At 56.6% G+C, this 13806-nt stretch carries 11 protein-coding genes; 4 read left to right on the top strand and 7 right to left on the bottom strand.

What is annotated here, in order from left to right; genetic code table 11:
- Positions 1-63 precede the first annotated feature (63 nt).
- Positions 64-945 carry a zinc metalloprotease HtpX gene (gene htpX, locus HMPREF2609_RS09200; RefSeq protein ID WP_004005394.1) on the bottom strand — a complete coding sequence of 294 codons (882 nt, stop codon included), beginning with the start codon at positions 943-945 and terminating at the stop codon, positions 64-66.
- A 295-nt stretch (positions 946-1240) separates the two neighbouring features.
- On the opposite strand from htpX, the gene HMPREF2609_RS09205 reads away from it, so the two are divergent.
- Both HMPREF2609_RS09205 and HMPREF2609_RS09210 read left to right on the top strand, forming a co-directional pair.
- Complete coding sequence (locus HMPREF2609_RS09205; RefSeq protein WP_004005395.1) at positions 1241-1819, top strand: Fur family transcriptional regulator; 579 nt, start codon at positions 1241-1243, stop codon at positions 1817-1819.
- 129 nt (positions 1820-1948) lie between these two features.
- On the top strand, positions 1949-3439 hold the full coding sequence (locus HMPREF2609_RS09210) for a catalase (protein ID WP_048753692.1): 1491 nt from the start codon (positions 1949-1951) through the stop codon (positions 3437-3439).
- A gap of 212 nt (positions 3440-3651) precedes the next feature.
- On the opposite strand, the gene HMPREF2609_RS09215 is transcribed toward HMPREF2609_RS09210, so the two are convergent.
- Positions 3652-5007: an SseB family protein gene (locus HMPREF2609_RS09215; protein ID WP_048753674.1), complete on the bottom strand. Its 1356-nt coding sequence runs from the start codon at positions 5005-5007 to the stop codon at positions 3652-3654.
- Between the two features lie 254 nt (positions 5008-5261).
- Here HMPREF2609_RS09215 and HMPREF2609_RS09220 point away from each other — a divergent pair, with 254 nt between their 5' ends.
- Together HMPREF2609_RS09220 and rarD are read left to right on the top strand one after the other, a co-directional pair.
- A complete protein-coding gene (locus HMPREF2609_RS09220) occupies positions 5262-6788 on the top strand; it encodes a DUF6882 domain-containing protein (RefSeq protein ID WP_070536510.1) in 1527 nt (508 codons plus the stop codon).
- A 245-nt stretch (positions 6789-7033) separates the two neighbouring features.
- Complete coding sequence (gene rarD / locus HMPREF2609_RS09225; protein ID WP_070536512.1) at positions 7034-8137, top strand: EamA family transporter RarD; 1104 nt, start codon at positions 7034-7036, stop codon at positions 8135-8137.
- Between the two features lie 143 nt (positions 8138-8280).
- Here the strand turns inward: rarD and HMPREF2609_RS10695 are convergent, their stop codons facing one another.
- The 5 genes from HMPREF2609_RS10695 to HMPREF2609_RS09245 form a co-directional block, all read right to left on the bottom strand.
- Positions 8281-8418 (bottom strand): methionine/alanine import family NSS transporter small subunit, encoded by a 138-nt coding sequence (locus tag HMPREF2609_RS10695; protein WP_080513847.1) that lies wholly within the window; start codon positions 8416-8418, stop codon positions 8281-8283.
- Positions 8418-10028 (bottom strand): sodium-dependent transporter, encoded by a 1611-nt coding sequence (locus tag HMPREF2609_RS09230; protein ID WP_070536514.1) that lies wholly within the window; start codon positions 10026-10028, stop codon positions 8418-8420. The genes HMPREF2609_RS10695 and HMPREF2609_RS09230 overlap by 1 nt, the downstream gene beginning before the upstream one ends.
- A 288-nt stretch (positions 10029-10316) precedes the next feature.
- Complete coding sequence (locus tag HMPREF2609_RS09235) at positions 10317-11627, bottom strand: hypothetical protein (protein WP_070450920.1); 1311 nt, start codon at positions 11625-11627, stop codon at positions 10317-10319.
- A 119-nt stretch (positions 11628-11746) separates the two neighbouring features.
- The gene (locus HMPREF2609_RS09240) at positions 11747-12808 is read right to left on the bottom strand and encodes a polyprenyl synthetase family protein (protein ID WP_070450918.1); all 1062 of its coding nucleotides are present in this window, start codon (positions 12806-12808) and stop codon (positions 11747-11749) included.
- 68 nt (positions 12809-12876) lie between these two features.
- Positions 12877-13602, bottom strand: a complete 726-nt coding sequence (locus HMPREF2609_RS09245; RefSeq protein WP_070536516.1) for a demethylmenaquinone methyltransferase — start codon at positions 13600-13602, stop codon at positions 12877-12879.
- Positions 13603-13806: the final 204 nt, after the last annotated feature.

The raw sequence follows: 13806 nt of genomic DNA on the forward strand, positions 1-13806 counted from the left end.
GGTGGTTACCAGTTCTGGTAACCACCCCGCCTTTCGCCTATAAGACAAACACGTACGCAGGTTTTATAGCTGACCGTTATCGCGCGCCATCTGCTGCAGGCGGGCGATGCGTTTATCCATCGGTGGGTGAGTAGACATGAGGTTCTTCAGGCCACCGAAGGGGTTCGCAATCATAGAGGCCGAAGTATTCACAACCTGCTGATTCTTGGGATCCATTGGGTAGAGCGAGACACCCTTCTCCAACTTATTCAGGGCGGAGGCAAGTGCAATCGGATCGCCCGTGAGCTTTGCACCGTCTTCATCGGCATCGTATTCGCGGGTACGGCTGATAGCCATCTGAATAACCGCCGTAGCAATGGGAGCCAGAAGCGACATCAGGATTATACTCAAGAAGTTTCCGCCGCCGCGCTCACGGTTCCCGCCCATCATGGAGCCAAAGCCAACAATCTGCGCCGCCGCCGTAATCAGGGTTGCGATACCGGCTGCCACCGAGCTTGTAAGAATATCGCGGTTGTAGACGTGCATGAGCTCGTGCCCTAGCACACCGCGCATTTCGCGTTCGTCAAGAAGCTGCAAGATACCCTCGGTACAGCAGACGGCGGCATTGCGCGGGTTGCGCCCGGTCGCGAAGGCGTTTGGAGTCTGGGTGGGTGCCACATATAGGCGCGGCATAGGCTGACCGGCGCGCGAGGAAAGTTCCTCGACGATGTCATACAGAACCGGAACCTCCTCGCGGGTAACGGCATAGGCGTTCATGGAACGCAGCGCGAGTTTATCGGAGTTCCAGTATGAATATGCAACGGTACCCAAGCTCACAAGGGCGAAACCCCAGATAAAAATTGAGCTGCGGAAGTATGTTGAAAGGCCGCCGCCGATAAGCATCAGCAGACCGACCATGCCGCCCAGCAGAAGGGCGGTCTTAAGCCCGTTATAGTGTTTGTGCATTGCGTGTACCTTTAGAAATCGTGTTGCCGTGAACGTATTAGATTACAGCATACGGGATATATATATGAGGCAGACATCCAGATTCGCCACCAGCGTGTATTTCGTATTCTCGCATCCACAGGTTCCTCGAATGCGAGCAAGGTCACATGAAGTCTCGAAGTGTTCTGTTATCCCCCAGAAATTCGCAGTTTTAGCGACATAGTGTCATGGTGAAAGTACCCCGAACACGACTCTTATTATGAATTTATCGTAATTGTAATTGTGAAAAAGTCAGATTAACGGTAGAGTATTGTTCATGACCGAACCCCTAGATACGAACGCACACCCGGAACCCGAGCACCCTCTTCACGGATGCTCCCACACCGGCGTGCTACCGTTGGCAGCAGAATCCGCGACCGAACTTCTCACGGAATCTTGGTCGCAAAACTTGCGCGCTAAGGGGCGCAGGGTCACGAAACAGCGGCTTGCTGTTCTACGTGCGGTTCAGGCTCATCCCCATGCCAATGCCGAGGAAATAGTTACCGCTGTGCGGCAAGAGATTCCTACCATTACCGTGCAGTCGGTGTATGTGATCCTCACGGATCTGACGAATATCGACATGCTGCGTAAGTTTGAGCCGCCGGGAACCCCAGGGCTCTATGAGACTCGCACGGGCGATAACCATCACCACGCATTCTGCATTCGCTGCGGAAAAGTTCAGGATGTAGACTGCGCTATCGGCTCAGCGCCCTGCCTAACTCCCAGCGACTTCCACGGCATGGCGATTATCAGCGCAGATGTACTGTATCGAGGCGTCTGCGCAGACTGTCAAACTGAGGCAGAAGCAGAACTGGCGAAGAGCCAGGTGCAAGCCGCAGCGAGCGTTCAGCACTAACGAACCACATTCCCACACCTTACTCCGGGCGTGAAACAGCGCCTCGGTGTTCGTTAGCTGCACCCTAAAACAGGAAGAATGCTCGTCGAAAACCACATAGCATCACCAAAAACACAGGGAGAAGCAAATATGTATCAGACCCCGCAGAACCCCATTCATCCCGGTTCTTACACCACCACGAGCACTGGCACGCCGGTGGCTTCAGATGATCATTCGCTCACCGTGGGAGCCGATGGTCCCATCGTTCTGCACGATGCTTACGCTGTTGAAAAGCTCGCTCAGTTCAACCGTGAACGTGTGCCCGAGCGTGTGGTGCACGCAAAGGGAACCGGCGCATACGGCTACTTTGAAACCACCGAAGATGTTTCGCAGTACACCCGTGCGGCGCTCTTTCAACCGGGCGTTAAAACCGAGCTACTGATTCGTTTCTCGACCGTGGCGGGCGAATCCGGCTCCCCCGATACCTGGCGTGACCCACGCGGTTTCGCGGTGAAATTCTACACCACCGAAGGCAACTACGACCTGGTAGGCAACAACACTCCTATCTTCTTCATTCGCGATGCCATCAAGTTCCCCGACTTCATCCACTCGCAGAAGCGTATGCCCGGTTCGGGTCTGCGCGATAACGATATGCAGTGGGATTTCTGGAGCCTCAATCCGGCATCAGCACATCAGGTAACCTGGCTGATGGGCGACCGCGGTTTGCCCCGAACCCTGCGCCACATGGACGGCTTCGGCTCTCACACCTACCAGTGGATTAACGCCGAGGGCGAGCGCTTCTGGGTTAAGTACCACTTCAAGACCGAGCAGGGCAACGAGTTCTTCACCCAGGCTCAGGCCGATGAAATGGCGGGTAAGGATGCTGACTTCCACCGCCGCGACCTGCGCGAGGCTATCGAGCGTGGCAACTACCCCGCCTGGACGCTCTATGTGCAGATCATGCCCTATGAGGACGCGAAGACCTACCGCATTAACCCCTTCGATCTGACGAAGATTTGGCCGCACTCAGATTACCCGCTGATCAAGGTGGGTCGCATGGTGCTGGATCGCAACCCTCAGAACTTCTTCGCCGAGATCGAGCAGGCTGCCTTCTCCCCCTCGAACTTTGTGCCCGGTATCGCGGCTTCGCCCGATAAGATGCTGCTCGGTCGTATCTTCTCCTACCCGGATGCGCATCGCTACCGCATCGGCACCAACTTCGCACAGCTGCCCGTGAACGCACCACACGCAGCGCCGGTGAACAACTATTCGCATGACGGTTCGATGCGTTATAACTTCAACGACCCGTCCGTTCCGACCTACGCGCCGAATAGTCTGGGTGGACCGCATGCGGATGCGGCACGCGCTGGCGAAGGTAGCTGGGAGTCTGATGGCGAGCTGGTACGCACCGCCTACACCCTGCGCCCGGATGATGATGATTTCTCGCAGGCGCGCACCCTCTACGAGGTAACCATGAACGACGAAGAACGCGAACGCCTGATCAGCAACATCTCTGGTCACGTAGGCGCTGTTCGTTCCGACGAGATTCGTGAACGCGCGTTCCAATACTGGGATAGCGTTCACCCTGAGCTCGGTTCTCGCGTTCGCGAGGCCGTGTCAGCCGCCGCATCTGGTTCGTAAGATACGGCAGCGTCTGTTCTCCTGTAGGTTCGAGAACATGACGCACGGCTGCAGCATGGGGCCGGTGACTTTCAGTGAGGTGGAGTCACCGGCCCCATATTTTAAACCCGTTTGCAGGATTACAACCCTCTCCAAACACAAAAATCGTCCGGAAGAGACAACACCGTATGGGTGCTTCTTCCGGGCGATTTTTGCGTGACGGCTTTTATGAACTATGCGGATGCACTAGCACCAGCGGGAGAAGCGCCGAAGACCGCTTCCTGTTCACGCACAATATCGAGGAGTTCGCGGATCTGCTTGATGTCGAGCACAGCGCTGGGGTTGAAGTAATTGATCTGAATACCCGGGGCGTTGAGCTGCTCCGCGAGGGTCAGTACCTCAATCGCGTGTGCTACGCGCACCTCAATTGCAGGATCAATAGCGGCAACTTCAATCGGCGAGGTGAACGCCAGCATATTCGTGGGGTTGCCTTCATCATCGGGGACGAATGCCGGTCCCTGTACCTTACTCTTGGGGTCAATCGCCACCACCAGAATAGAGTTTGGTGCCACCAACGATCCGAGAAGCTGCTGCATATTGTCGTTGATAAGAGCCATTTTCGCGCCGTCATTGCGGGGCGAGTTCACAACCCACTGCACCTGGGCGCGCTCAATATAGCATTCGTGGTTAGAGCCCGGATCTATCGCAATCAGATCAAGATCGGGGTTGCTTAAGAAATCCATGAAAATCTTGACGGCGGGTTCGCGCAGAATCAGCTCGTCATCGTCGGAGTTTTCACGCATGTAGCTCTTCGAAACGTACTCTGCCGACGAGAATACGCATAGCGCCTGCATCCCGTTTTCAAGACGAATAACCTGGTAGCGCAGCTGCGATTCGGGACCAATATCAAGGTGCCCTGCAGGAACAATAGTTGAGCCGGAAGCATCCACGAGCAAATCGCCGCCGAGCATGGTGCGCACTACGTTAATGAGGGTTCGCTCTTTGACATCCTTCTTGAAAGCTTCGAGTGCAGCGGCGAGGTAGGGATTGGGAATTTCGTAATCGGTTTCTTTATGCAAGCCCGAAACATCGCGGGCGCGACCGTGCATACGTTCGGTCGCCCAAGCGGGAATACGCTCGGAATCGCGCGGGAACATGTGCAGATGCTCGCGTACATCCGAAGCACTCAGGGTTCCTTCAGTACCCCAGTTCTCCGGTTCTTCGTCGCGGTTATAAGATGCCCCCACACTGAACTTCGGTTCGGGCCAGTTATTGGCCGCCACCACCACAGATGCGGTAAACCAGGTGCCGCGGTTGCCGTCGTAGGCGGCGCGCTGGAGCTTGCGAAGATCGGGCAGTACGGGCGAATCTTCCTTGAGGGGGCCCACCGAACCGATGTACTCTTCGCCGTCACGGAATTCACGCACGCGAATATAGACCTGCCCGGCGAGGGGTTTTACGTCGAGGATCATCTCGCTCCACCCGGGCTCAGCCTTGACGACATCAAGAAGCCAGCTACCGATACGGTTGAGCGCATCCTGGGTGCGGGCGGCTCTACTCGTCGGTTCAGAACGTCGGGTATCCGTCATGGTTTTCCATTCCTTTATCGTCAGCTTGCATCTTAGGTCCCGGCGGGAAGCTACCCGCTACTCTATTGATTTTAGCGAAGCATCCGCCGTCACGCCGATTTATAACGTCATGATAGGTTAGGGAACACACTTTTGCGTGTGTGTTCTAGCATCGGTTACCAAGTTGTCTCTTGTTCAAATTTTTTCTCCATCCGACCTATAAAATTGGTGCAGTTTGTGGGTACTCACACCAAAAAGGTTGTTACCCTTAACCTATGACGAATTCTTTGCAGGATCTTATTGACGCATCAATCTTTATCTCGACCGAATACCAGGCGCGGTTGGCTGAACTTATTGGGTCTGCTGACTACGATGTAAACTTCGCCGAACAGTCCCTCACGTTCAAGGCCGCCGATCCGGTGTCTTTTCAACCCTACCTGCTCGGTACCGAATCTGAAAACCGTGGAACCTGGATTTGGTCGTGGCAGCAATTGGGATATTTTCCAAATGCGGTAGTCTCAGCGGCGCTGCAGGCGCGAGATGCCGGTGAACGCGACTCAGTTCTGGAGCTGAGTACCGACGAAATTCCGCTCTCAGAGGGATTGGCGCGTCGCCTGACTTTGGCAACGAAAACGGTGACCGGTTTGTACGCTCACTATCCTCTGCCGTCGGGGTCTGTGCGGGCGTGGAGCCTGATTGACAGCCCCGAACTGACCCTGGATGCGCCCACGTACAAAGGTGTAGGGCGCGTGATTGCGAAGGCTCTGCAAAGCGAAGATATTCACGATCATCCACTCGCCGTTAATTCTTATGCACGTCAGCGCGGGTTCCATACCGCTTGGGATACCGAGGCCACCGTGGTGCTCACCATGACCGACGGCGCCCTGCGGCTGTGGTTCGATGAGGGGCGCATTAGCGGTATCGAGCGCGCGAAGCCCGAGGTTACCGCCCAAGAACTTGCGCAGCTTGCCGCAGAGGCTGAGCAGTACCGTGCGGAATTGGCGGCTGAACGCACCGAAGTTGAGCAGGCTGCCGCTGCCGAGGCTGCAGAGCAGGTGGCCCTGCGCGAGCAGCAGTCGGCAGAGCGTGCGGCGGCACGTGCCGAAGCCGAGCAGGCACCCGCCGTTCAGGAACCCGAGGAAGCCCAGACGCCTAAGGACGCACAGGCAGCAAAGAGCGCCCCCGCACAGGAAAATGCACAGCCGGAAGAAGCAGCACCGGCTCAGCCTCAGGCTCCCGCGGCGGCCGCAGATCACGCTGTACCCGCTGGCACAGCGCAGAAACCGGTGGCGGGTGTGCGCACGACCGAGAACCTCTACCCGGATACCGAGGCCCCTTTCGATCAGGATCCGCGCGAGGATTCCGAGCATGGTCGCGTAACGGTCAATACCCTCCCAGGCGATGTTGTTCCGAACGCTGGCGCTGCCGCAGCACAGACCGGCGCACCTGCGGGTCAGGCTAAGGCGGCGAAGCCCGGTGCCTCCGATGCCTCGAAGTCCCGCACATCGATCACCCCGCGCGCAGCTGGCAAACCCGGCGCGAGTGCAGGTCAGGGACAGGCAGCTCCTCAGCCCGGCGCACAGAAGCCCGCTGCGGCAGGTGCCCAGCAGCAGCCGAAGCAGGCGCCCAAACCTGCCGCTTCAGGTACCGACGCATCCGCACCGCAGACCGAGAGCACCCCGGCAACTGCAATTCCGGTGATCAAGCCCGCCGAGCAGAAGGCCGATCAGCACGAGGAACAGGAGCAGACTCAGGAAACCGGCAAGAAGAAGGGCTTCTTCTCGCGGTTCTTCGGTCTGTAGACAACGCGATATCAGCAGGCATACAGGGTCTTTAATCCGTACCTGCGGCATATTATCCTGACCTAGAAATTTCATCATTCCGGTGGGGCGCAACGCTGTATTATGTTGCGCCCCATCGGCGTTTAATAGGCAACTCCCCTCCGCCAGCCGATACCTCGCACTCGTGCAAGAGTGCGGTGAAGAGTAGAGTTGTTAGAAGTTCACATCTCATCTTTCGTTCACAGGTAGGGAGGAGCCCTCACACTATGGCGCAGAACGCTCACAGCGCTACAGCACCCGCATCAGGCACGGCGGCACACGCTGCACAGACCCGCAATGGTTTTATCTGCCTTTTTACCACCTACGCGATCTGGGGTATGCTGCCGCTGTATTTCTATCTCATGGCGTCTTCGTCTGCGCTGGAGATTGTGCTCTCGCGTGTGATTTTTTCACTGGCATTCTGCGCGGTTCTGCTCCCTATTTTCCGGTTGACCAAGCCGTTTAACCAGGCGGTGCGTACTCCGCGCACTATGGGTATTTTGACGGTCGCGTCTTTGCTGATCGGCGCGAACTGGATGATCTATGTGTATTCCACCACGCACGGGCATACGATTGATATGTCGCTGGGGTATTTTATTAACCCGCTGGTCTCCGTGGTGTTGGGGGTCGTGTTCCTGCACGAGCGGCTGCGAAAAGTTCAGTGGGTCGCCATCGGGATTTCGACCGTGGCGGTACTGATTATGAGCGTGGTGTACGGGCAGATTCCGTGGCTGGGTTTGGGTGTTGCCTTCACCTTCGGAACGTACGGGCTGCTCAAGGCGCGGGTGGGGTCGAGTGTGCATCCGGTGGTGTCGCTATCGCTTGAGACTTTTATTTTGCTTCCGGTGGCGCTCGTGGTGCTGTGGTGGATGAATACGCAGGGACAGCTCACATTGTTTTCGCAAGGCCCCGGGCATTTCTGGCTGCTTGCTTCCACCGGCATTGTCACGGTGACTCCGCTGGTTCTTTTCTCGGCGGCGGCGCGGGCTCTGCCTCTGTCGGTGATCGGCATGGTGCAGTATATGGGCCCGACCATTCAGTTCTTCCTGGCGCTCTTCGTGCTGCACGATAGGATTACCCCGGATAAGTGGATTGGCTTATGTCTGATTTGGGTGGCTATCGTAATTTTCACGGTGGATGCGGTGCGCGCCTCACGCACCTCGCGCCCGTCGAAACTCACGGCGGTCGAGACCGGCATGATCCCTATTGTGCAGATTTCTCAGTCCTCTGAGGGTGGCGAAGACCGCGAGCAGAACTATCTTCTGGATGCGGTGCAGCTCTCGCCCGAAGACACCGAGGATTCTGCGGCGAACGCCCGCGATAAATCCTGAATTCTTGCCGTACATGCATAAAAGTGTTGGCATGAGGACCGATCAGAGTCCTCATGCCAACACTTTTTATTCGCGCCGAATGCGCGAGTATTCTATGTTTTTACGTGCCGGGCACGGTCCGCAGACCTGCCCGCGCGACGGTATTATTCGGTGGCTGCCTGCTCGACAGCATCATCCTCAGGTTCTTCGGGGTGCCTGCTCAGGTTTACGAGGGCAAACACCAGGCCTCCCCAGATAATGAGGATTGCCACGATCATCATAGCGATAGCTGCACCGCTCATTATGCCTCCTCACCCTGTGCTTTTGCGTGTGCTTTCAGCGCGGCATCGTCCACATGCGTGTGGGCGAGTTTACCGCCGATAACGGGCGGTGCCGGGGGTTCCTCGGCGGCGCGTGACTTATGCGACCACGGCAGGAATGAAATCACGATGGAGCCAACGATCAGGAGTACGACCATGCCCCAGCCGAAGATACCAAGCAAATCTGCAGGGTACCCTCCATGGGGTTCGGCAATTGTCTTCACGAGCGTGGAGATCAGGCTGTACCCCAGGATCAGCGGGGTAACGCCCGCCAAGAGAATCATCCAGATCCAACCCACTTTGAAGGAGGAAACAGAGTTTAGGTGCTCCCGCAGGATCGGCAGCGCCCGCACGCCATAGGTGATCACGACAATAGAGGTGAGGCCAGCGGCAAGAATGCCAAAGTTATTCACGAAGGTATCGAGTATATCCAGCATGTACAGACCGGATGCGGTGGGCATCAGCAGGGTCGAGATAATCGCCAGCGGGATAATCACGATCATAGTCGAGGTCAGGCGTGAGGTGCCTGCTTTATCCTGTACACCGGCGATAATGACCTCAAGAATTGAGATGAGCGAGGTGAATCCTGCGAAGAGGAGCGAACCGAAGAACAGGAACCCGATGAGCGCTCCCGCCGGTGCCTGCGAAATAATGGTGGGAAAGGCAATGAAAGCCAAACCTATTCCTTCTTCGACAACTTTATCCACGGCGATGCCCTGTGCCTGCGCCATGAAGCCCAGCGCCGCGAACACGCCGATACCCGCCAGCAGCTCAAATCCGGAGTTGGCGAAGCCCACGACGGCACCCGAGCCGGTCAGGTCGGTCTTGGGCTTCAGGTAGGATGCGTAAGTCACCATAATGCCAAAACCAATGGAGAGCGAGAAGAAGATCTGTCCGTAGGCGGCGACCCACACCTCGCCATTGGTTAGCGCACCCCAGTTGGGAGTGAACAGAGTGTTCAGGCCGTTCATCGCGCCGGGCAGGGTGAGCGAGTACGCAACCAGACCCACGAACATAAAGATCAGCAGAGGCATAAACACCACATTGGCAGCACCCACGCCTTTTTGTACGCCCAGCGCCATGATGACGATCAGGGAAATCCACACCAGCACGAGCGGAATGAGAATGCCGGGGTTAAAGTCAAAGGAAAGCTTCGGATCCCCCACTTTCAGGAAGTCCTTCATGAAGAAAGTTTTCGCGTCGCTGCCCCATTCCTGGTTGAATGAGAAAATCATGTACCGCACTGCCCAGGCGATAACTGCGGCATAGTAGATGGCAATAACCGCGCTAATGCCCATATGCCACCAACCGATAAACTCGGTTTTGCGGTTGAGGCGGCGGAATGCCAACGGAGACGATGCGCGCCCGCGGTGGCCAATCGCGTAGTCGAAGAAGAGGAAGGTGAGGCCTGCGGTCAGCAACGCCACGATGTACGGGATCATGAAGGCGCCGCCACCGTTCTTGTAAGCAACAGCGGGGAAACGCCAAATATTTCCCAGACCAACAGCTGAGCCGATGGCGGCAAAAAGGAAGACCCTGCGGCTGGAGAAGCCTTCACGCTTCGCCGGGGTCTTGGCGGGTTTTGTACCCATGATAGTGGTTACCTCGGTCTAGATGTTCATGTATGCACGTCACGCGACGATGCACCTTGAGGGTAGATGGGGCATGTCGTCGTGAACGGAGGCGCGCTAGGGTTTGGGCGCGACTCTCCGGTGCTCTGTGCTCTCAATGATGTATGGGCACAGACGTTCTTTAGGTTTACCTGATGTAGGCTATTTGGTCAATGATAGCCCATCATGTGGGATTCTGTGGGATTTATGAGGGGAATGTAACAGATAAACACAAGCATTTTTAAACTAAAGCTTCTCGACCTTCGGCCCTCACAACCTCTCGTGCCGAGTGGCAGGTGCATCTTGGAAGAGGCCAGATTTATCGGTACTTTTACGGCTCTCTACCTTTGGACTCCGCAAGATTCCCACCAGAATTACCGTGAATCCGCACAGTGGAGCAGCCCCGAGGGCGAGCTCGGTACGGCTCACCACATCCAGCGGCACGTGCAGCAGGAGCAAGGCCAACGCAGCCGCACAAACCCAACCGCTCACATATAAACGGTGCATATTCAAGGCAATAGCCAGATTTCCAGCAAGCACAAGCACGGCGATAATCGCGGATTCGAGGGTCAAAATAGCAAGCATCATTCCGGGTGCAAGACCGGCATATTTAGAGTAGAAAATGTCAAAGAGAAAAGGACCGATAAGATAGGCAAGCAGTGCGCCGAAACCGCCGATTCCCAGAACCCACAGACACGGGCGTGCTAAAGCGCGCAGTGGGTGATCTTGGTGCTTTAAGAAAGCCGATATGGCGACCCCTTGAAAGGCCTGAAGCGGCATCATAATCGGCGAACGTGTAACGCCAATAGCAGCGACCAGGGCATTGAACTGTGCGCTTTGTTCCTGCGTTGTGAACTGTAAGAAAAAGGGGAACGCCGTCATAAGAATCGATGCACCGGCGGATGAAAGCATGAGCATCACAATATTTCGTGCATACCGCCGCGAACTAACATCAATGCTCGCGTGCCAGACGCGCCGCCCGGTACGTGAAAATACGACGCACGGAAGCCAGATCAGCGAGGCAACAACCACGGCGGTCTCAAATCCGAGCAGGTGCCACGACAACGCTACCGCCGCCAGTGTTGCCGCCAAACGTATCAGTGCCTCACCACTGCCTAAAGCGGCGTAAAAATACCAGGAATCCCGCCCTGCGGATGCGCCACTAACCGCAGCATAGACGGCGTACATCACGACGCCGAACGCTATCAGTACAACACTCATCTGCGGGTAGGTGGGGAAAGCGGAGGACCACAGCGGTGAAGTCATGACGACGATCACGGCAATACCCAGACCTAACAGGGCTGCCACGGCGGAATATGAAAGTCTATTGGTGTGTGTTCGTGATTCCGGATTCTGCAGAAGGGACTCCCCGACTGCCCGCGTTGTCTCCTGCTGAATAGCGCCGGTTATGCCGTAAATTCCGAACACGAGAGGCCAGAATGCGGACTGAAACTGCCTAAACTCACTGTGCGATAAAAAGTACGCAGCAATAACCGATATAGCAAACGTTGCCGCAGCCGCTATAACCGAGCTGAGGAATATTGCGGCAGATTGATATGCGGTAACGGTTTTGTGGGCCATAGTTTCCCTTAAAGAACTCTATCGAGTTCAGCTCCACCTGGGCGTTCTTCACACACTACGCTGCATCGATATACACATTCTCGTGAAGAAGTCTTCCTGAAGCAACCGTATCACGCGGTTTAGCCCTCGCGATGCACCACGGCATGCGCGAAGGATTCCAGCGCCGCCTTCGCGGTGGAATCCGGCAGCGGCGCAATGGCCGCGATCGCACGATCCGCCCAATCATAGGCTATCTGCCACGCTTCTTGCGTGACCGGATGCGCGGCGAGCGCGGATACAGCGGCAGCAAGCGCATCGTCGCTCGATAGGTCTGCCTCAATGAGCGTTTGAACCTGACGGGCTGATTCGTCCCCGGCCTCTGCGGCACGGTTGAGCAGAATAGTCGGCAGGGTCGGCACACCCTCACGCAGATCGGTGCCCTGGGTTTTCCCGGAGGATGCACCATCGCTGACAATATCGATCACGTCATCGGCGAGTTGGAATGCCACGCCCACGAGTTCGCCGTAGGTGGCGAGCATCTGAATAACCTCTTCGGAGGCGCCCGCCAAGAGTGAGCCGTACTCCCCCGCCGCCGCGATCAGCGAACCGGTTTTCCCTTCAATCACGGAGATATAGTGATCGAGAATATCCTGGTTTTCGCGTACACCGGTTGTTTCGTAGAGCTGCCCCAGCACCAGGCGCTCGAAGGTTTGCGCCTGAATTTTCATGGGTCGCGTGCCCAGATCGGAGACCAGCAGCGAGGCACGGGAGAAAATGAGGTCGCCCGTCAGGATGGCGACGGAATTTCCCCAAATGGTCTGGGCGGTATCGACGCCGCGGCGTTTGGGCGCGTCGTCCATCACGTCGTCGTGGTAGAGGGTCGCCAGATGGGTGAGCTCAACGACCACCGCAGCCTCAATCACCTCGTCGTTAATCTGTCCGTCCACGGCGGCGGCAAGCAGGGTCAGAAGGGGACGCACACGCTTTCCACCGGCGAGCAGTAAGTGTCGGGCGGCAACATCGGCGAGCTTATCGGTGTAGCTGATAGCCTCGGCAAGCCGCTCTTCAATCCGCGCCAGCGAGGTAAGAATCTGGGGGCCAAGCTGCGGGTCGGACGCAATGAGCTCAAACCCTGCGGGCAGGTTGAAATCGAGTCCTGCCATCAGGTCGGTGGCTGCAATGGATTGCTCTGAGGTGCTCACGATGCCTTCTTCGGTGTGTTGGTGTGTAGCTGTATGCTGTGTGTTGCTCAATGATGATGTGCTGAGTGTTAGTTTTGGGGTTTGAAGCCACGGTGAATGGCAACAATTCCGCCGCTGAGATTACGATATTTGACGTCCTGCCAGCCCGCCTGTGCGAACTTTTGGGCAAGGGTTCTCTGATCCGGCCAATCGATAATCGACTCCGCCAAATATACATAGGATTCCGGGTTTGAGGAGATAGCGCGCGCTACGGGCGGTATCGCCTTCATAATGTATTTCTTATACACCTTACCGAAAGGGGCGAAGGTTGGGGTTGAGAATTCCAGTACCACGATGCGCCCGCCGGGCTTAGTAACCCGGTACAGTTCGCTTAGCGCACGGGGGTAATCCGCAACGTTACGCAAACCGTAAGACATGGTGACGGCATCGAAGCTGTCGTCCTCGAAAGGAAGGTCGGTAACATCCGCCCGCACGAAGGTCATATCGGGGCGGCGTTTGCGCCCGACCTCCAGCATCCCTTCGGAAAGGTCCGCGGCGATAACATCAATCCCGGCATCGGCGAAAGGCTCGGATGAGGTTCCGGTACCGGCGGCAACGTCGAGGACCTTCTGCCCGGGATGCGCATCCACAGCGGCGACGGTCTGCTTGCGCCAGTAGATATGCCGTCCCAGCGACAAGATGCCGTTCATCAGGTCGTAGCGTTTCGCGACGGTGTCAAACATGGCGGCGATATCGCCGGTCTTCTTGTCAAGGGTTGCGCGGGTACCCTGAACATTTTTCTCTACGTTGCTCACGCCTTCAATTGTGGCATGTTCTGCCGCCCGTGGGGTAGTTGAGCGCCCCTTGATACGTCATCTGAGGTGGCGAACACTTTAACTCACGAAAATATGCACTCTTGTTCCCGGTGTTGCGCACGTGCAGCACGTTTCTCCCGCCGTCCGCTGCAGCGCGCCAGCATTCCTGGTTTTATACATAATATGCATACATAATTCGTCATT

The organism is Rothia sp. HMSC058E10 (assembly GCF_001809415.1).
GTDB classification, from domain to species: Bacteria; Actinomycetota; Actinomycetes; order Actinomycetales; family Micrococcaceae; genus Rothia; species Rothia dentocariosa.

Bases quoted from the DNA above. Each gene is read 5' to 3' on its own strand.
- htpX (WP_004005394.1), bottom strand. From the start codon at position 945: ATGCACAAACACTATAACGGGCTTAAGACCGCCCTTCTGCTGGGCGGC.
- HMPREF2609_RS09235 (WP_070450920.1), bottom strand. From the start codon at position 11,627: ATGGCCCACAAAACCGTTACCGCATATCAATCTGCCGCAATATTCCTC.
- HMPREF2609_RS09220 (WP_070536510.1), top strand. From the start codon at position 5,262: ATGACGAATTCTTTGCAGGATCTTATTGACGCATCAATCTTTATCTCG.
- HMPREF2609_RS09205 (WP_004005395.1), top strand. From the start codon at position 1,241: ATGACCGAACCCCTAGATACGAACGCACACCCGGAACCCGAGCACCCT.
- rarD (WP_070536512.1), top strand. From the start codon at position 7,034: ATGGCGCAGAACGCTCACAGCGCTACAGCACCCGCATCAGGCACGGCG.
- HMPREF2609_RS09210 (WP_048753692.1), top strand. From the start codon at position 1,949: ATGTATCAGACCCCGCAGAACCCCATTCATCCCGGTTCTTACACCACC.
- HMPREF2609_RS09230 (WP_070536514.1), bottom strand. From the start codon at position 10,028: ATGGGTACAAAACCCGCCAAGACCCCGGCGAAGCGTGAAGGCTTCTCC.
- HMPREF2609_RS09215 (WP_048753674.1), bottom strand. From the start codon at position 5,007: ATGACGGATACCCGACGTTCTGAACCGACGAGTAGAGCCGCCCGCACC.
- HMPREF2609_RS10695 (WP_080513847.1), bottom strand. From the start codon at position 8,418: ATGAGCGGTGCAGCTATCGCTATGATGATCGTGGCAATCCTCATTATC.